This is a genomic window from Rhodococcus sp. NPDC076796, assembly GCF_040702765.1.
In the GTDB taxonomy this organism is placed as follows: domain Bacteria; phylum Actinomycetota; class Actinomycetes; order Mycobacteriales; family Mycobacteriaceae; genus Rhodococcoides.
The window spans coordinates 666,687-684,506 of the sequence record NZ_JBFBMS010000001.1 but is presented as its reverse complement, the minus strand read 5'-3'; the positions used below and the strand labels follow the sequence as shown (position 1 = coordinate 684,506).

General features: G+C 63.2%; 17 protein-coding genes. 3 read left to right on the top strand and 14 right to left on the bottom strand.

The genetic code is table 11. From position 1 onward, the window contains the following. Window positions 1-28 precede the first annotated feature (28 nt). The 7 genes from AB0366_RS03280 to AB0366_RS03250 form a co-directional block, all read right to left on the bottom strand. Window positions 29-586 (bottom strand): hypothetical protein, encoded by a 558-nt coding sequence (locus tag AB0366_RS03280; RefSeq protein ID WP_347873187.1) that lies wholly within the window; start codon window positions 584-586, stop codon window positions 29-31. Continuing rightward, the gene (locus tag AB0366_RS03275) at window positions 583-1,092 is read right to left on the bottom strand and encodes an SCO family protein (protein WP_347873188.1); all 510 of its coding nucleotides are present in this window, start codon (window positions 1,090-1,092) and stop codon (window positions 583-585) included. Before AB0366_RS03275 ends, AB0366_RS03280 begins: the two co-directional genes overlap by 4 nt. Further along, window positions 1,089-2,639 (bottom strand): hypothetical protein, encoded by a 1,551-nt coding sequence (locus AB0366_RS03270; RefSeq protein WP_347873189.1) that lies wholly within the window; start codon window positions 2,637-2,639, stop codon window positions 1,089-1,091. Before AB0366_RS03270 ends, AB0366_RS03275 begins: the two co-directional genes overlap by 4 nt. Next, window positions 2,636-4,219, bottom strand: coding sequence for an AMP-binding protein (locus AB0366_RS03265; RefSeq protein WP_347873190.1), 1,584 nt, complete (start codon window positions 4,217-4,219; stop codon window positions 2,636-2,638). The genes AB0366_RS03270 and AB0366_RS03265 overlap by 4 nt, the downstream gene beginning before the upstream one ends. Then, window positions 4,212-5,333 carry an NAD(P)-dependent alcohol dehydrogenase gene (locus AB0366_RS03260; protein WP_347873191.1) on the bottom strand — a complete coding sequence of 374 codons (1,122 nt, stop codon included), beginning with the start codon at window positions 5,331-5,333 and terminating at the stop codon, window positions 4,212-4,214. Before AB0366_RS03260 ends, AB0366_RS03265 begins: the two co-directional genes overlap by 8 nt. Next, window positions 5,330-6,790: an aldehyde dehydrogenase family protein gene (locus tag AB0366_RS03255; protein ID WP_347873192.1), complete on the bottom strand. Its 1,461-nt coding sequence runs from the start codon at window positions 6,788-6,790 to the stop codon at window positions 5,330-5,332. Before AB0366_RS03255 ends, AB0366_RS03260 begins: the two co-directional genes overlap by 4 nt. 96 nt (window positions 6,791-6,886) lie before the next feature. After that, window positions 6,887-7,825 (bottom strand): hypothetical protein, encoded by a 939-nt coding sequence (locus AB0366_RS03250; RefSeq protein WP_366242672.1) that lies wholly within the window; start codon window positions 7,823-7,825, stop codon window positions 6,887-6,889. Between the two features lie 80 nt (window positions 7,826-7,905). Between AB0366_RS03250 and AB0366_RS03245 the strand changes: the two genes are divergently transcribed. Further along, complete coding sequence (locus AB0366_RS03245; protein ID WP_121870885.1) at window positions 7,906-8,520, top strand: TetR family transcriptional regulator; 615 nt, start codon at window positions 7,906-7,908, stop codon at window positions 8,518-8,520. Window positions 8,521-8,527: 7 nt separating this feature from the next. Here the strand turns inward: AB0366_RS03245 and AB0366_RS03240 are convergent, their stop codons facing one another. From AB0366_RS03240 to AB0366_RS03210, 7 genes are read right to left on the bottom strand one after another with little or no spacing between them, the layout of a single operon-like run. Continuing rightward, entirely contained in the window at window positions 8,528-9,253 is a 726-nt protein-coding gene (locus AB0366_RS03240; RefSeq protein WP_121870884.1) for a YoaK family protein, read from the bottom strand. A gap of 50 nt (window positions 9,254-9,303) precedes the next feature. Next, window positions 9,304-10,056 (bottom strand): TauD/TfdA family dioxygenase, encoded by a 753-nt coding sequence (locus tag AB0366_RS03235; RefSeq protein WP_366242671.1) that lies wholly within the window; start codon window positions 10,054-10,056, stop codon window positions 9,304-9,306. After that, the gene (locus tag AB0366_RS03230) at window positions 10,053-11,075 is read right to left on the bottom strand and encodes a D-alanine--D-alanine ligase (RefSeq protein ID WP_366242670.1); all 1,023 of its coding nucleotides are present in this window, start codon (window positions 11,073-11,075) and stop codon (window positions 10,053-10,055) included. Before AB0366_RS03230 ends, AB0366_RS03235 begins: the two co-directional genes overlap by 4 nt. Then, a complete protein-coding gene (locus tag AB0366_RS03225) occupies window positions 11,075-12,361 on the bottom strand; it encodes an ATP-grasp enzyme (RefSeq protein WP_366242669.1) in 1,287 nt (428 codons plus the stop codon). Before AB0366_RS03225 ends, AB0366_RS03230 begins: the two co-directional genes overlap by 1 nt. After that, window positions 12,358-13,137: a class I SAM-dependent methyltransferase gene (locus AB0366_RS03220; RefSeq protein ID WP_366242668.1), complete on the bottom strand. Its 780-nt coding sequence runs from the start codon at window positions 13,135-13,137 to the stop codon at window positions 12,358-12,360. Before AB0366_RS03220 ends, AB0366_RS03225 begins: the two co-directional genes overlap by 4 nt. A 17-nt stretch (window positions 13,138-13,154) precedes the next feature. Continuing rightward, entirely contained in the window at window positions 13,155-14,366 is a 1,212-nt protein-coding gene (locus tag AB0366_RS03215) for a sedoheptulose 7-phosphate cyclase (protein ID WP_366242667.1), read from the bottom strand. 29 nt (window positions 14,367-14,395) lie between these two features. After that, the gene (locus AB0366_RS03210) at window positions 14,396-15,061 is read right to left on the bottom strand and encodes an HAD-IA family hydrolase (RefSeq protein ID WP_366242666.1); all 666 of its coding nucleotides are present in this window, start codon (window positions 15,059-15,061) and stop codon (window positions 14,396-14,398) included. Window positions 15,062-15,323: 262 nt separating this feature from the next. Between AB0366_RS03210 and AB0366_RS03205 the strand changes: the two genes are divergently transcribed. Both AB0366_RS03205 and AB0366_RS03200 read left to right on the top strand, forming a co-directional pair. Further along, a complete protein-coding gene (locus AB0366_RS03205; RefSeq protein WP_121872676.1) occupies window positions 15,324-16,229 on the top strand; it encodes a diiron oxygenase in 906 nt (301 codons plus the stop codon). 38 nt (window positions 16,230-16,267) lie between these two features. Continuing rightward, on the top strand, window positions 16,268-17,764 hold the full coding sequence (locus AB0366_RS03200) for an FAD-dependent oxidoreductase (RefSeq protein WP_366242665.1): 1,497 nt from the start codon (window positions 16,268-16,270) through the stop codon (window positions 17,762-17,764). Window positions 17,765-17,820: the final 56 nt, after the last annotated feature.

The following is a 17,820-nucleotide window of genomic DNA, read 5'->3' as shown; positions in this document are numbered from 1 at the left end:
CTTTCCTCTTTTTCTACGACCATAGCCCTCATACAGCCGAAAAAGCGGCCATCGGAACCATTGCCGTCACCATCAGGCCAGTGGACCATGCAGACCGGGCATCGCACGCCTGCAGTGTCTCGGAACGCCGTCGAAGGACGAGCGCGAACGCGGTCCCGGCCCAGCCGATCAGAACAGCCGGGCCCAGCCAAGTGGACAGCGCAACCGTGCCATCGGTGTGGTGGTGCTGACCGAGAGGCGTGAATCCCGTTGCGGTGGCGGCCGTGTGGACGTTGGCGGTCATGTGATTCGGGAGCACGAACAGCATCATCAATCCCATTGCAGCAAGGTCGAGGGAACACAGCATCCCGGTCCCAACCGGTCGGGGATCCGATGTCAGCCACAGCGCCAAGACCACCATGACCGCGCCGCCCAACAGACACAACCACACACCGAGGTCCCCGGTCGGCACCATCGATACCATCGCCACCGCGCACGCGATGTGCGCTGTGGCTTCACGGAAGGTGGGTTGCAGGCGTGCCATCAGAGGAAGCAGAGCGCCGCCCGCCCCCACGGCCATCGCCAGAGCGTGGAACCCTCCGTTCACGATGCTCCCAGCACTGCCTTCAGCTGTTCGACCAGCTCGTCCTCCCCGACTGCGTCCGTGAAATGGGTTCTGTACGCCCCGGTCGGATCGAGAACGAAGGTGAAGGCCGAGTGTGGCATTTGGTACCCGTCAGGAGCGTCCGAATCCGAGACGGTCGTCGAGAACACTCGGAACGATTGCTTGGCACGGTCGATCTGCGCCCGCGTTCCGGTGAGTCCCGTGAACCGCGGATAGTCCTCGGCGAGAAAGTCCTTCATCACTCTCGGCGTGTCACGCTCCGGATCGACCGTGATGTACAGCGGCCGAACGTCGTCGGCAAGTGAACCGATCCGGTCGAGGACCGACGACAGCCGTTTCAGTGCACGCGGGCAGACCATTCGGCAGTGCGTGAATCCGAAGAAGACCACCTTCCACTGTCCGTGGTAGGTCGAGTCGGTGACCGATTTCCCGTCGTCGTCGACGAGATCGAAGGTTCCGCTCACGAGGCGGGTGGGGACCGCGTTCACCGCGCCGCCCCCAACACGAGTCGGAGCGCGTGCGGTCGCCCGGGCCGTAGGACCACCGCGAGACCGCCGTCGGTGCGTGATGCGGATACATCACCGTCGGAGGCCGACGCCACTTGCTCGTCCCCCTCGTACAGGCTCCACTCCCGATCGTTCGGAACGTTCGAGATCAGCACTCGGCCGTCTCCCGAGCGATCTTCGTGTCGGGTGATTCGAAAGTGCAGAACCGATGTGTCGGAGTCGAAGCGAGCCTGGCTCACGGACACGTCGCCACCGACCTCGACGAGGGAGGGTTCACTGTGCCTCGACGCGTCCCAAGGCTCGTTGTAGAACTTGTTCAATCCGTCGGGCACGTTCAGTCGAGCGTAACCGAGGAGAACGTTGCCGGTCATGGGTTCGACTTCGGTGCGATGTCCGTCGGAGTCGGTCGCAGTGTCATTGCGCGGGTAGTACAGTCCACCGTCGCGCCAGGTCGGCATCATGAAGCGATCTGCATGGCGCAGCAGGCTTTCGAGTGTTTTGTCGTCGCCCATCTCCGACGACCACACTGTGGTCCAGCCGAAGTCGCACGAGTCGTATCTACCCACTCGCCCCATCGCCTCGGGATCGGGTGACGGGTGGACGCTCATCGTCCCGTCCGGGCCGTCGAACACGAGGTCGCCGATCTGCGACGCGTAATGCGTGTGAACGTATTCCGAGTTCCACATGTTCATGAGTGACCCGCACCAGGCGTCTGTCCATGCGCTGACCGGCCGCGTCGGAATGACGGTTCGTGAGTCCTCGAGAACCATCATGTTGTAGTGACCGGATTGGTCGAGCCGCCCCAGTTCGCTCCATACCTTCTCGTAGCTTTCGGTCACTTCTTCCGCCGTACTGCCGCCGTTGAGCAGATCGTGCATGCGAAAGCCCAGAATGGCTGGTTGGTTGCAGATCTGGAACACGCAATTCGGTTCGCACGCAACGCCCAGATAGCCGCTCTCGACCATTTGCCAGTACACCGTTTCGTTCAGTGAATTCTGATCGTATTCGAATCTATGACCTTCACCGCCCCAGTAGAAAGTCCATTGGTCGAACGTCAGTGCACCGGGCTCGGCGTATCGGTCGTCGGCGAAGAGATAGTTGTACATCAGCGCCATCGACTGCACATAGGCGCTGTACATGATGTTGTCCTTGACGACGGGGTTCCATTGCTCCCGGTACTCACCTGACAGATGTGCGTTCATGATGAATCCCCCGCGGCTGGTGTCGTGCCAGTACGACCAGACTTCGGGCAGCAACATCTTGTCGATGAGTCGCTCGAAGACCGGCTTGAACACGCCGGGCGCATTGGGGAGTCTGTGTCTGTAGGTCAATGCCATCGCGTAGGTCATGTACGCGAGCTGAAATCGGAACGAACCGAAATCGTCCTGCCCTCCGGCCTTGCCGTGCATGAGGGACCAATCGTTCGGCAGGTTGCGCGACAGATTGTCGAAGTGCCGCAGATGGCCGAGTTGTTCTTCGGACAAGATGTCGGACCGCATGTCCTCCGGGGTTCGTTCGATAGTTGTCATAGTGTCCTTCTCATTGTTTGCCGGTGGTTCGCCGGTGCTGGGTCGAGCTCGAATAGTTTGCGGCGCATCAATTTTCCCGACGAGGTCTTCGGTAGGTCGTCGATGAACACGACATCTCGTGGACGTTTGTACGCGGCCAGGTCGGCCTTGCAGAATTGGAGAATCGACTCCATGGTCGGCGAGGTTCCGGCCTTGGCCACCACGTACGCCACCGCTACCTCGCCGCGAACGTCGTCGGGTCTGCGTCCGACCGCGACCATTGCCACATCGGGGTGTGCGCCGACAACTCGCTCGATTTCTGCCGGATAGACGTTGTACCCGCCGGTGATCAACATGTCCTTCATGCGATCGACGACGAAGTAGTGACCTGTGCTGTCCACGGTTGCGATGTCACCCGTCCGCAGCCATCCGTCGGACTGGAGTACCTCGTCGGTTGCGTCGACATTGCGGTAGTACCCCAGCATCACCAAGGGCCCTCGAACCATCAGTTCGCCGGCCTCGCCCACCGGTGACTCACCTGAACCGTCCAGCGCGCGTATGCAGAGTTCTGTGCCGGGTAGCGAGACTCCGATCGATCCGGGTACTCCTGGCGCGTACAGGGTATGGGTGGCTCCGAGGCCGGCGATCTCGGTCATGCCCCACAGTTCGAGCATCGGTTTGCCGGTGAGTGCCTGCCACTCTTCGAGTACGGACGGCGGGAATGTCTGCCCGCCGACGGTCGAGACACGAATGCTTGTCAGATCGGAGCGACCGATCATGTTGTGCGCCAGCATCATCGAGTACATCGCCGGAACGCCCTCGAACATGGTGGCACGCTCGGACTGTATCGCTTGCAAGGCCGCGCCGGCATCGAAACGGTCCATGAGCACCACGGTCCCGCCGACGAGAAACGTCGAATTGATCGCGACGTTGCCGTACACGTGCGGTGCAGGCAGCGCGGTGAGGACGACGTCGTCGGCGGTTCGCCCGTGCATCGCCGCGGTGTATGCGCAGTTGAGCAACACTGCCTGATGCGACTGCATCGCGCCCTTGGGATGACCGGTGGTTCCAGAGGTGTAGCCGATCGAACACAGATCCGTGGGGCGCGGCCGCGCGACGGCAGGACGGTCAGCGTCTGCGGACTCGACGAAGGAGTCGAAAGACACGGCCCCCGAGATCGCTTCGTCGGCGAAGGTGACAACCAAACCGAGCGTTTCCACCACGACCGCGGAGGCGACTGCAACCGCAGTTTGCTCATGCCCGACAAATACCGCGCGGGCCTCGCAGTCCCGCAGTACGAACTCGAGTTCGGGTCCGGTCAACATCACGTTGACCGGATTGGCGACCGCGCCTGCGCGCAGAATCCCGTGATAGCTCACGACCCACTGCCAACTGTTCTGTCCGTACAGCGAGACGACGTCGCCTGCACCGATTCCGGCATCTCGAAGCGCTACCGAGACTCGACGCGCCGACGCGTCGAGTTCCGCGTAGGTCAGGCGTCGACCACCGGCAACCAGACCTACCTTGTGCGGAAAACGTCCGGCTGCGAATGCGAGAATCTCGGCCGGGCCGACGCGCGGGCGCGTGTCGACCTCAGGCATGGGCGCTGTGCTCGGAATCGAACACCACGACTGCTTTGGCCACTGCTCCGTGGTGGGCGGCGTTTACGGCGGCGTTGATGTCTGCGAACGCGTAGGTATCGATGAGCTTGTCGAAGGGGAACTGCCCCTGCTTGAACAAGCTGATCATTCGGGGGATGAATTCGGACGGAACTGCGTCTCCCTCCACCACACCCACCAACGACTTGCCGAACAACAGCAGCCCTTGATCGATGGTGATCTCGTTCGGGATCCCCTGGAATCCGACCGTGGCGCAGACGCCAGGAGTCTGCAAGCACTCGAGAGCGCTGCGAACCACGGCGGGAAAGCCGATGCAGTCGACCGAGTAGTGAACGCCAGCACCGTTCGTGATGTCGCGAACAGCCTGTGCAGCATCGACATCACGCGAATTCACGATGTGTGTCGCGCCCAGTTCGAGTGCTTTCTGCAGGTGCGAGTCGTCGATGTCGACGGCGATGATGGGCGAACATCCGGCTACCACCGCACCGAGAATCGCGGCCAAGCCGACGGCACCGACTGCGAACACCGCGATCGAGGAACCACGCCGCGGCCGAAGGGTGTTGAGAACTGCGCCCGCACCGGTCTGAATTCCGCATCCCAGGGGGCCGAGCAATTCCAGCGGAATGTCGTCGTCGACCTTGATCGCGTTCTGCACCTCGACCACACAGTGGTCGGCCCAGGACGACTGGCCGAACCAGGCACCGAGAACGGGTTTTCCGTTGCGACCGAGCGGTGTCGACCCGTCGGCTCGGGCACCGGAAAGGTTGCGAGCGTTGAACTCTCGGCAGTGCTGTGGCAGACCCGACGAGCAGTTGTCGCAGACGCCGCAGTGCGCGTACGACAGAACCACGCTGTCACCGACCGTCAATTCCGTGACACCCCGGCCGACCTCGACCACGGTGCCCGCCCCTTCGTGGCCCAGGACGATAGGAGTCTGACCCTCGGCAGGACCAGCGATCAGGCCCAGATCGGTATGGCACACTCCGGTTCCGGCAAGCTTGACCAGTACCTCGTTCTCACGCAATTCATCGGTCTCGAGTTGCTCGATGACGAGCGGCGAGTTCGCCGCACGGAGTACTGCTGCTTGTATTTTCACGATACGACGCCTTCGGTCTTGTTGATGGTGATCGTTTGATGATTGGTGTATTCGGCAAGTCCGTGGAGCGAGTTCTCTGCTCCGATCCCGGACTGCTTGTGACCCCCGAACACCTGATGCGGTGAATATTGGTGCACCTCGTTCAGCCACACCGTGCCCGCTTCCAGTTGTTCACCGATTCGCGTTGCGGCGTCCAGATCTGCACCCCAGACGGTGGCACCTAGACCCCACACCGTGTCGTTGGCTCGGCGAATGACATCGTCCTCGTCCGTCCATCGCAAGAGCGGCAAGATCGGGCCGAACGGTTCCTCGGTGACCAATCGCGAGTCCTCGGGTGGGTTGTCCACCAAAGTGACCGGCACGTACCATCCTTCGGCTGCGGGATCGATCTCACCGCCCAGCGCGAACTCGTACCCGTTCGCGGTGCAGTCCTCGAAATATTCGCGAACTTTGTCGTACTGTGCCTGATTCTGAATGGGTCCGAGGTCTGTTCCGGATTGTGCGCCGTCGCCGACGACGACCGTTTGTGCAAATGCAACCAGCTCGTCCCGAACGGCGTCGTATACGTCGTCATGGATGTAGATCCGTTTCGCGGCATTGCAGAACTGTGCGTTGTTCTGAAAGGCCGCCCAGAATATTTGCGGAGCCACCTTCACAGGGTCTACGTCCGCCAATACGATCGCGGGATCGTTTCCGCCCAGCTCGAGAGTGATGCGCTTGAGGCTCTCTGCAGCAGAACGCATCACGTGTTTTCCCGTGTCGGTGCTGCCCGTGAAAGCAATCTTGGAAATGCCGGGATGAGAGGTGATCCACTTGCCGAGATCGTCGTCACCACTGACTGCGCTGAGCACGCCTGGGGGCAGTACCTCCTGCGCCAATTCGATCAGTTTCAGATCGCACAGGGGAGTGAACGGAGACGGCTTCACGATCATGGTGTCCCCGGCCACCAGAGCGGGAGCGATTTTCCACACCATCAGCAGAATCGGAAAATTCCAGGGAACGATGGCACCGACCACACCCAGTGGTGTGTGGCGGCTGACGACTCGCCGGTCGGCACTGTCCTCCAGCACTTCCTCGGGGAGGGACTGTTTGGCGATCTCGCGGAACCAGGTGACCGAGCCGTAGACCTCCCACTCGGCCATCGGGCGTGGCTTGCCCTGCTCGGTGGTGAGCAGCGCCATGAATTCCTCGGCGTGCGCTTCGAGCAGGTCGCCGAGTGCGGACACTGCGGCCTGTCGATCTGCCAGCGGCGTCTTCGACCAGCGTGTGTAGGCGCGTTGTGCCGCCTCGACGGCGCGATCCAGATCATCGCGGGTCGCCACCGGCACGGTTGCAACGATGTCTTTGGTCGCAGGATTGAAGACAGGTGCGGTACTGGCGGTAGTCGCGGGACGGCCGTCGATCGTCATCACGAATTCGGTGTCGACCAGCGCGCGCGCTGCAGATTCGACGCTCATGGGAACTCCCCTCGGTAAGTACGTCACACCGAACAGGTGTGATGTGACTCATGATGGGCGCAAATCCATACGATCTCGTGTTCGGATTTTGGACACTCAGGCGCGCGGGCCGAACTCCTCGTACAGCTCTGGCAGGAACCCGGCGAGGTGGTTCATCTCCTGCCCGCAGTGCAGCAGCAGATCGCGAGCGAGATCGATCCCGAGCACGAGATCCGTCGGGTCCACCGACGCCCCACGGCGGACGGCGCACGCGGCCTGCTTCACGTCCGGTACGTGCAGCCCTCGAAGGTTGAGGAAGAAGCGGCTACGCATCTCGGCACCGCCGTCCACGGGGCGCACCTGGTGGGCCAGCCAGCCCAGGTCCACCGGTGCGATGGAGCTGCCCACTCGGCCGAAGACGATCGTCTGACCTGCGGGGACGTCGAAGCCGTGCGCAATGGGATCGCGAAAAGCGATGCCCAGCTGCTGCAACTTCGGACCGACGTACTCGTCCACGAACGTCGTGTTGCCGATGTATTTTGCCCTGTCGGGAATGTCGAGTGCCGTTCGATCCTCGGCGAGGTCTGCGTAGAGGTGGTCATCGGGATGCCACAGCTTGTAGCGTGCAGCCTCGACGGAATGCCAGCCGAACCACCAGTCCCACATCGCTGCCGTCACGCGCGGCATCACCGTGCGGACCGCCACGAACGTCACTCCGTCGGCGCGTCGACCGTATCCGGTTTCGACGCTGGAGTATCCGGTGGGCGCGAGATCGGTTGTGATCGAATCGAATCCGGGAATCGAATCGGGTGCGAGAGCTGGTCCCGCGCAGGTGTCCGTAACGACGGCCGGTGCGGGCACCGTGCGCTGTGCCATGTATCGGGCGTACGGCAGATTCCGATCGGCGTCGCGATAGCCCTGATAGCGCTCGCCGCACTCGTCGCCCGAACCGGTCGCCGGTGCCGCTGCCGCCTTGGCTACCGGGCCGACGACGGCGACCGTGGCCGCGGCGGCTGCTCCGATCAAGATCCGGCGTCGCGTCGGTCCCCGGCTCATGTCCCCACCCTGCTCAACATCTGTTGAGGCTAGGTTGTGGAATCGGCGAATGTCAACGGCCTGGCACTACACTGCGCGGTATGAGTCCGGCACACCCCAAGGACGATGAGTCGAGAGTGCGTCGGCGCGACGAGATCGCCACCGCCGCGATCGAGGTGCTCGCCAACCGAGGGCTTCGCGGCTTGACGCACCGGGCGGTGGACGCTGCAGCAGGTCTCGGCCCCGGGTCGGTCAACTACCATGCGCCCACTCGAAGTCGACTGCTTCACCTGGCGCTCGGCCAACTGTTCGTCCGTGACTTCGAGGTGGCCGGAGCGACGTTCGGCAGTCTCGTCGACGTCAAACCGCTCAACGTCGACGTCGTGGTGTCCCGCATCATCGATTTCATCGACGCCATGACGTCCGGGGATGCCGTCAAGCGGGTGATCGCTCGCCACATCATGCTCGGCGAGGCGCAGCACGACGACGAAATCCGCGAGCTGTTCGACAGTCAGCGAGCAGCATTCGTCACCTACACCCAGTGGATCGTCGCCTCGCTGGACTCCGAGGATCCGCCGTCCGACGCCGAAACCCTCGTGGTGATGATCGAAGGTCTGGTGCAGCGGCAAGTGCTGATCGGATCACGACTTTCCCCGACGTTCATCGAGCAGATGTTGCGCAAGATCGTCGTGGCCTCACCTCTGGTCGAGGACTGAGCGGACGTCATCCCAGTAGCGACCGACGCTCGGTGTGGGTGAACGTGAAGATCGTTGCGCCGAAGCTGATCAGCGCGGTGAGGAGCAATACCTGCGGGCCGGTGATGACGACGCCGATGAAGGCGCCGATCGCACCTCCCAGTGCGAAGGATCCGAGAAGAGCTGTGTAGCAGAGCCAGTCGTAGCGCGTTCCGCCGCCGAACATGTGCCGTTCGATACCCTGGCCGAGTTTGACCATGGTGCCGGTGACGTAGCTCAGGGGAATATAGGTTTCTTCCTTCTTCGTGAACGCGGTGTTCAGTGCACCGAGTGCGAAGGCCACCAACAGAATCGGGTAGAAGTTCACGGTGGCCGACGACCATCCGGAGATGGCGATGTCGATTGCTCCCGCGCCGGCGAGCGCGATCGTGGTCAGCACTGTCGCTCCGTGGGGATGGTTGGACCAGTAACGACGCCGGCAGATCGACGAGATCACCACGCCGGCCAGAAAGGAGCCCATGAGCGCGAGAGCCGCGATAGGTGAGGCACCCGGGGTGACCTCCTTGCCCTCGGGATGCCCGAAGTGTCCGACGACCGCGCGTTCGGTGTTGCCGGTCATGAAGGTCACGAAGTAGCCGGCGGAATGCAGGAACGCCACTGCACCCACCATCCCTGCCAACCCGGACAATATCCAGGACAGACGAGCTTCGGCACCGACGGCTGTTTCGCGGCTGATCGTCAATGGGGAAGTCATGACTCGATTCTCCTGGCTACGGGCGAACCGGCAAATCTTTGAGTTGTCAGTCACATAACCGACGGCGATTCAGCGTTCGCCACCATTCCGCGATGCATCACCCTGTTTCCCACGACTCCGCTGTGATCGGCTCGATGCATCACACATCGGTTGTCCCACATCACCACATCGTCGGGTGCCCACGCATGTCGCAGCACATTGGTTTCGCGAGTGGAGTGCTCGAACAGGTGGTGCACAGTCTCGTGGGCCTCCTCGGTGGACATTCCGCTGATCGCGACGCACCGCGCCGGTGCAGACAACGCCAGTGCGGTGCGCCCGGACACGGGATGTACTGCGAACAAGGGGTGTTCGGCACAGGAATCGGTGTCCGATGCCACCCCGGTCACTCGGTGTGTCACCGTTCTTCCGGCCAGGCTCGCTTTCAGACCGGCAGGCAATGTGTCGTACGCCGCGTACTGGTCGCTGAACAACGTGCTGCCACCGACCTCCGGCACCTCGACCGCACGTAATGCGGTGTAGGCAGGCGGATTCGGGACATACGTGGTGTCCACGTGGAAGGTCGATTTCGGAGGTGTGGTTCGGCCGACGTTGCTGATGACGTTCAGATCGGGAAAGCCCGGCACAGGTGTCTCGCCCTCGGTGAACATCATGTCGCCGAACCGCCGGAGAAACGCCAGGAAGCCTGCATCGTCCACGGGCTGATTCCGCAGAATCAGCACGCCGTGTTCGGCCAACAGCATTCGGAGTTCGTCGGTCGCAGTGGAGTTCAGGTCCAGATCGTCGATCTCGATTCCCAGCGTCACGAGGACATCTCCTTCGCCGACAGTTCGTCGAGCGATCGTGCGAACAGTTCGTCGACGGCGATGCCTGCCGCAGAGGCCATCACCGCGAGCACGCTCGACGGTGAGTACGAGCAGTACAGGCCTGCCTCGAGGAACCACGGCTGCCCGTCGGGGTCGATCCGGAAGTCGAAGAGTCCGTAGTGTCGGCAGCCGAGGGATCGATAGCACGATCGTGCTGCGGCCCAGACCTTCTCGGTGACCGGATCGGAAACGTCCACTATCCACGCCTTGGTCTGTTCCTTCGCGACCAGATACAGATCTCCGTCCGAGGTGCGATTCAACTTGTCGGCGCTGGTGCGAATCGACTCGACGGCATACTCCTCGAGGGGCAGGCAGATCAGTTCACCGCCTCGTTCGACGATGCCGCAGCGGACTTCGCGGCCGAGTTCGATGTACGACTCCACCAGCGCCGCAGACGAGTACGTCAGAGCCTCGCTCACTGCGGTTGCCAGACGGTCGGATTCGCGAACCAGGGTGACGCCCATCGAATTGTCCGAGTCCACAGGCTTGACGACGACCGGCAGATCGACGTCGACGTCGTCGCCGCAGCGGACCACGACACCGGCGGGAACGGCGACCCCGGCCGCCGCGACGACGGCTCGGGCGCGAGCCTTGTCCGCGGTCATCGCCATCACGTCCGGACCGTTGCCCACGTACGGCACGCCCAACAGATCGAACAGGCTGCGGTATGTCGTCATGCCGGGCAGACAGAACATCTGCGGCACCATGACATCGAAGTGCCACGACGACATGACCTCCACTGCCTGTGCCAACGACATCTGATGCGCCGCAGACACACTGGCAGCGTCGATTCCGCCGGGAAAGCTCCAGAGACCGCCGGGGGAGACGAACGCCACCTCGAACCGGTAGGCAGGATCCCCACCGAGCGCGTCGAGGAATCCGCCCGCGTACACCCGCGACAGATCGCAATGGAACTCGTCCACCGACGATCCGACCAACACCAGTACCGACAGGGCCATCAGTCGCCTCCGTTCTCCACGAGCTTGCCGATATTGAAGTCGATGCGAGACCAGCCGGTTCGCGCCAGAAGATTTCGCACCAGGAGCGACGGAATCTGGAGGTGGTGCACCAGCAGATAGGGCAGTGGATCCCAACCTGTGAGGATGGCGTCCTTACCCTCGAAGATGCTGCGAAAGCGAGCCTTTCGGTTGTCCTCGGTGAGCAGACGCCACACCTCGTGGTAGATCCAGTAGGTCGGGCGAGCCGAGGAGAGCGGCACAACCTCGGGGTGTCCGTCGTCGAGATACGCGGCAGCCAGGTCGGGATGGTCGTAGAACATCGTGATGGCCGAATGGGTGCGAGGGTTGCATTCGATGGCATAGATGTGGCCGTCGGCAGCGGACTCGATGAAGTCGAACGACAGCTGGCCGGTGACGTCCAGCGAATTGACGAAAGTGTGCACCCAGCTCAGGATTTCGGGCTTGTCCACCATCTCGTAGTTGACCTGGAACGCCGACGATTCGCAGCAGCCGTACACCTGCAACCGTCCTCCACGGACGGTGCCGTGGGTGCAGTACTCCTGCCCGGCGACGAACTGCTGGAGGATCCACGGATCGTCCTCGGAGATCCCGAGACCGCGTGCGAATCGCAGGTTTTCGGCGGGCGTGTCGCGGGTCAACCGCGTCAGGTCCATTCGGCCGACCGGGTTGTAGGAGATGCGTTTGAGGATGTACTCGCGGCCCGTCGGAAAGTCGAACTCCTCGATCTGCCGCACGTCGGTGATGCGCAGCCAATCGGGAACGCGCAGGCCGAGCGATGCAGCGCGCTCGGAGAATCGGGACTTGTCGTCGAGCATGCGAACGGTGTCGCCGTCGCCGTGAATCACCTCGCAGTGTGGATCGAGGAGTGCCCGTGCGTCGGCATCGTGAATGCTCGCAGCGGGACTTGCCACTGGGACGAAGACGTCGACGCCCTCGCGGAGCACCACATCCAGAAGTGCTTGGGCATAGCCGGATTCGGTCGGTTCGGGTACGCAGTGGAATCGGTCGACAGCCCGGGAGAATCGGTGGCCGGTGAAGCGATACTTGCCCGATTCCACCAGAACGACGCGATGGCCGGCGAGATGGAAGGACCGCGCGAGCTGCAGGGCCTTGGTCATCTTGCCGCCGCTGATCAGCACCGTCTTCGGTGAGTCGGTTCGGCGAGTGGCGGGCCGACCGCCGCGTACGGCGGCCACCCCCGCCGCCACGAGGTCGACGGGGAGGGTGGCCGCGAGGCCGACAAGCGCGGCAACCGTACGAATCATGTTCGACGGATCAGCGTCACGCCGTCGCGCAGGGGAAGCAGAACCTGCTCCACACGAGGGTCGTTCGCCACGTAGTCGTTGAATTCGGCGACGGCACGGCCGTTCTCGGACGGCTGTTCGCTGTACGGCTGGCCCTGCAACAGAGTGTTGTCGACAGCGATCACGGCGTTCTCGGCCAGCAGCTCGCTGCCGAGCAGGTGTTCCACGTACGCGCGGTATCCGGTCTTGTCGGCGTCGACGAAGACCAGATCGAACGTTCCGTCCAGCCGGCGGAGAGTGTCCAGCGCCGGCCCCACCTCCACCGTGATGGACGAGCCCGCTGGTGATTCCGCGAAGCAGGACTGCGCGAACTCGGCCACGTACGGATCCACCTCGCACGCGACCAACTCGCCGCCTGCGGGCAGAGCCTCGGCCATCGCCAGAGCCGAGTAGCCGGTGAACATACCGATCTCGAGCACCCGCTTCGCCCCGGTCATGTGCACGAGGAACGCAAGGAAGCGTCCCTCCACGTGGCCGGAGAGCATCTCCATCTCCAGGGGCCCCGAGCCGGAGACGACGTCACGTGATCTCCAGTCCTCGGTGCGGGTCCGCGACGCCAGAGTCGCCAGCGCTGCGGATTGGGAGGTGGTGCAGGTGTCGAGATACGGGTCGAGTCCCGCGGCGAGATCGCGGGCTCGATGAACACGGGTGGTCAGCTCGTCGGTGACCCCGGCGCCGGCGTCGAGCAGATCGGCTATCTCGCTCAGCTCGCGCGCCAGAATCGTCGTCGGGGTCACCGGTCGCGGGGCCTTCGTCACGGCGTCGGCGCGGTGAACATGTCGAGGCCCTCGCCTGCCCGGGGGAAGTCCAGGCAGATCTTCTTGTGCAGCGTCAGAACGTCGGCCAGCTCGGCTGCGTCGAGGTCGTTGAGGAAGCGGCACGTACCGATCGGATCGGGAACCGCGGCGCGCAGGATGCCGTCGCGGGTCTTGAGGATCGATGCCGTTGCCTCGGAAAGCAACTCCGGTGTCAGGTACGGGCTGTCCAGGGCCAGGCCGATGCTGGCCATCACGCCCAGTACCCGGTCGCGGTCGGCCGTGGACAGGTGTCCGCGTTGCTCGGCGACGGTCGTCGAGAGCGCCATGTCGATGTTGATCGCGTGGCCGTGGAAGAACGGGGCAGGCGGGGTCAGTTCGAGGGTCGGGCTCCACGTGTGGCCGAAGGCGATGACGCGATCGAGATCGATCTCGTGCAGATTGGGTGCTTCGAGTTCGAGCATCGTCGCGATTGCCGAGTAGGTCAGTCTGTCTGCGACCGAACGCAATTCCGCTGTTCCGTCGAGATGACCGAATCGGGTTCGCAGCAGTTCCGGACCGTACTGTTCGAGCATCTCGAAGATCTCCAGATTGCCGACGACGGAGATCTTGATCAGCTCGGCCATGCCGTTGCGCACCTGATCCTCGGGCAGCGTGCCGAGGAACGAGAAGTCCAGCAGCACCTTCTGCGACGCGTGGTAGGCACCGAGGCGGTTCTTGTGCTTTCCGTAATTGACGGCCACCTTGATGGACACGCTCGCGTCGATCAAGCCGATCAGTGTGGTGGGAATGCGAATGTACGGGGTGTTGCGGCGGTAGCTGGCGCACGCGAAACCTGCTACGTCCGTGGTCAGTCCGCCGCCCACCACGAGCACCGGCTCGGTGCGGACCAGACCGAACGCATCGAACTCTCCCACGATGCGCTCGAACGTCTCCAGCGACTTCGCGGTCTCCGCAATGTGAACCGGAACCACCGTCAGTGCGATCTCGTGGTGATCGAAGTACGCGCTGATCCGGTCGCCGTAGATCTCGTGCACCGATTCGTCGACGACCATCAGCGCGCGACCGTACGGCCGGTAGCTGTCGGCCAATTCGGTGTTCTCGATTGCGAACACTCCGTCGACATAGATCAGGTCGTACTCGATGCGCTCGTATCCCTCGACGCGAAACGACCTGTCCCCGGCAACGACCTGGGCCTGAAGATTGCTCACTGATTACTCCTGGAGGTTTGTATGGAAGGTCAGACTGAGAGCAGAGCTCGGACGCGCTCGGGATCGAGTGCATCGACGGTCTCGGTGGCCGAGACGAATTCGGTTCCTGCGGTGTTCTCGTTGGGGAATGCCACACAGGTGATGCCCGCGGCGACGGCGGCCTGGACTCCGCCGGCGTTGTCCTCGATGGCCACACTGTCGGACGCGCTCTCTCCCAGCGTCTTCAGGGCGTATTCGTACGAGGCGGGATCGGGCTTCCCGGGCTCGACCGAGGTCGCGTCGACGATGATGTCGAACGAGTCGACCGTCAGCTCAGGACTCAGAGCGGCCAGCAGCGCGTCGATGTTCTCTCGCGAGGTCGTCGTCACGAAGCCGACTTTGAGGCCGTTCGCTTTCGCGGAGTCGATCGTGTCGGCGACGCCCGGACGCGTCTTCACGTCCGATTCGCCGATCAGCCGTTGGAAGATCTCCGACTTGCTGGCGTGTATTGCGGCGGCGTCCACCTCGGTACCGGCCTCGGACGCGTATTCGCTGATGCGGTCGGCACCACCGTTCGATCCGAGCATGGCCCGGTAGTCGTCGCGGGACCAGTTCCAGTTCAGATCGTGTGCTGCGAAGGCCTCGTTGAACGAGCGGCGCTGCAGTTCGGACGTGTCGACGAGTGTGCTGATCGAGCCGAACAGAATTGCGGGCATGGTTGCCTTTCGGAGCGAGAGACGTTGTACCAGTCAACGTCTCGCGCATGCGCGATGGGGTGAGTTGGTTGCGGGGGTATGCCCCACCGGAACCGAATCGGAAACCTTCGAATTATTTTTCGTTCGGCTGCGAGAGCGCGCGTCGCGAGGCGAGGAGAACGAATTCAGGAAATTTGCCCGAGCGACTACCTGTGTCGCCGAGTACCTGGTAATCTCCGTAACAGTTATCTACAGCTTTTCGACGATGGAAGGAACCACGGCGATGACCAGCACACTCTCCAGGAACGACGTTCTCGAGCCCGAGGACGTTTCCGCTCGTTTGCTCGATTCCGCCGCCCAGTTGTCGTACGACCCGTCCGAGGAGGTCGACTGGGAAGCCGATCTCGATCCCTCCCTCTACGGACTCAACCCGGAGTGGAGCACCCTCTACGGCACGAAGCTGTGGGACGAGATGAGCGAGGAGCAGCGCATCACGCTCACCCGCCACGAAGTCTGCTCGATCATGAGCACCGGCATCTGGTTCGAGATGATCCTGCAGCAGATGGTTCTGCGCGATCAGTACTGCAAGGATTCCTCGGGATCGGACTTCCAGTTCGCGCTCACCGAGATCGCCGACGAGTGCCGTCACTCGATCATGTTCGCCCGCGCCTGCCAGAAGATGGGCATCAAGGCATACCTGCCGCGTCGATCCAGCATCGAACTCGGCCGCGGCTTCAAGGCCCTCGCGTCCGCCGAGATCGCCTACGGCGGCATCCTCGTCGCCGAAGAGGTGCTCGACGTCATGCAGCGCGACTGGATGCGCGGCGAGAACGTACTGCCGCTCGTGCGCACCACCAGCAAGATCCACGTCGTCGAAGAGTCGCGGCACATGACCTTCGCGCGCGCTCAGATGCGTGAAGACATCGCGGGGAAGAGCCCGGCTCGCCGCAAGGCCAGCGCGCTCGTCGTCGCCATCGCCGCCCGCATGATCGTGTCCAACATGGTCAACAAGGAGGTCTACGCAGCAGCGGGCCTCGACGTCGACCGCGCAGTGAAGGAAGCGAAGAACAACGCTCACCACCACACGATGATGCGCACCTCGAGCGAGCACCTGATGGCATTTCTTCTCGACTGCGGTTTGGTCACCAAGCCGGCCGAGATGATCTACCGTCGCCTGCACATGCTCTGACAAATACCGCTCGAGGCCGTGAAGGACATCCGATAACAATGCCGTTCGCGATCACGCAGAACTGTTGCAACGACGCATCCTGCCTGTCGGTGTGCCCCGTCAACTGCATCCATCCGACGCCGGACGAGCCGGATTTCGGCAAGACCGAGTTGCTCTACATCGATCCGCGCTCGTGCATCGACTGCGGGGCCTGCGCCGACGCGTGCCCGGTGGACGCGATCACTCGCGTCTCGAGATTGACGCCCGATCAGCAGATCTACGCCGACATCAACGCCGACTACTACAAGGACAAGCCCGCCGTGGCGGAGTGGGGCGCGCCCCGATTCCCGGTGGCGACGGTCAACGACCTGCCGCCGATCGACATCGCCATCGTCGGGACCGGACCGGCCGCCTGCTACACCGCCCAGGCGCTGCTGCGCGTGCCCGGCACCAACGTCACGTTCTACGATCGGCTGGCCACCGCAGGCGGTCTCGCCCGCTACGGCGTCGCTCCCGACCACCTGGGTACCCGACGCATCAGCGAGCACTTCCGTGGGATCTTCGTCCATCCACGGGTGACGATGAAGCTCGGTGTCGAGGTCGGTAAGGACATCGACCACGTCGAACTGGCCCGAAAGTTCGACTCGGTGGTCTACGCCGTCGGTGCCGACAAGGACCGAGCACTCGAGATTCCCGGCATCGACCTCGACGGATCCGTCAGCGCGCGCACCCTGGTGGGCTGGTACACCGGCCACCCCGACGTGCCCGCCGACGCGATCGACCTCACCGGCGTCGACCGCGTCACCATCATCGGAAACGGCAACGTCGCACTCGATGCCGCACGCATCCTCACTGCCGACCCGGACGGGCTCGACGGAACCGAGATCGCCCCGCACGCTCTGGCCGAGCTGCGTCGCCATCGGGTGAACGAGGTCGTCGTCCTCGCCCGTCGTGGTCCGGAGTTCGCCGCTTTCACCCGTTCCGAATGCAAGGCGCTGGTCGACCGCGCCGGCGTCGATGTCGTCGTGGCAGGACCGGACGGAATCGTCGACGCCATCGATCGCCTGCCGTTGTCCGCTCCCGCATCGGCTCTGGCCGGGGCACCGCGAGTCGAGCTGGGATCTACTGCGCAGGGCCGGCGTATCGTCTTCGCGTTCGGCCGGGCACCGTCCGCCCTGCACGGCAGCGGCTCGGTGCAGTCCATCGAGGTCGGCGTCGGTGAGCAAGCGGTTTCGCTCGAGACCGAGCTGGTACTGCTGGCCATCGGCTACCGCGGAACCCCGTCGCCGGGTATTCCGTTCGACGACATCACCGGCACCATTCGCAACGAGGGCGGTCGCATCACCACTGCCGACGGCACTCCGGTGCCAGGGTGTTACGTCGTCGGATGGGCCAAGCGAGGTGCCACCGGTGGCATCGGCGACAACAAGATCGACGCCGAGGAAACCGCCGAGGCACTGCTTGCCGATGTGCCGACCCGGGGCCCGGCTCGTCCACTCGGATGGTACGGAAAAGTGAGCGCGGCGCTGGGCGACAGGGTGTCGCGAGCACGCTGACCGGTCGGTATCGGCAGGTTCTGTTCACCTTGTGTAGCAGTCTCATTCGAGTCTGA

Excerpts from the sequence above, each read along its gene's own strand:
- AB0366_RS03270 (WP_347873189.1), bottom strand. The coding sequence starts at position 2,639 with ATGACAACTATCGAACGAACCCCGGAGGACATGCGGTCCGACATCTTG.
- AB0366_RS03265 (WP_347873190.1), bottom strand. The coding sequence starts at position 4,219 with ATGCCTGAGGTCGACACGCGCCCGCGCGTCGGCCCGGCCGAGATTCTC.
- AB0366_RS03255 (WP_347873192.1), bottom strand. The coding sequence starts at position 6,790 with ATGAGCGTCGAATCTGCAGCGCGCGCGCTGGTCGACACCGAATTCGTG.
- AB0366_RS03250 (WP_366242672.1), bottom strand. The coding sequence starts at position 7,825 with ATGAGCCGGGGACCGACGCGACGCCGGATCTTGATCGGAGCAGCCGCC.
- AB0366_RS03245 (WP_121870885.1), top strand. The coding sequence starts at position 7,906 with ATGAGTCCGGCACACCCCAAGGACGATGAGTCGAGAGTGCGTCGGCGC.
- AB0366_RS03240 (WP_121870884.1), bottom strand. The coding sequence starts at position 9,253 with ATGACTTCCCCATTGACGATCAGCCGCGAAACAGCCGTCGGTGCCGAA.
- AB0366_RS03230 (WP_366242670.1), bottom strand. The coding sequence starts at position 11,075 with ATGGCCCTGTCGGTACTGGTGTTGGTCGGATCGTCGGTGGACGAGTTC.
- AB0366_RS03225 (WP_366242669.1), bottom strand. The coding sequence starts at position 12,361 with ATGATTCGTACGGTTGCCGCGCTTGTCGGCCTCGCGGCCACCCTCCCC.
- AB0366_RS03210 (WP_366242666.1), bottom strand. The coding sequence starts at position 15,061 with ATGCCCGCAATTCTGTTCGGCTCGATCAGCACACTCGTCGACACGTCC.
- AB0366_RS03205 (WP_121872676.1), top strand. The coding sequence starts at position 15,324 with ATGACCAGCACACTCTCCAGGAACGACGTTCTCGAGCCCGAGGACGTT.
- AB0366_RS03200 (WP_366242665.1), top strand. The coding sequence starts at position 16,268 with ATGCCGTTCGCGATCACGCAGAACTGTTGCAACGACGCATCCTGCCTG.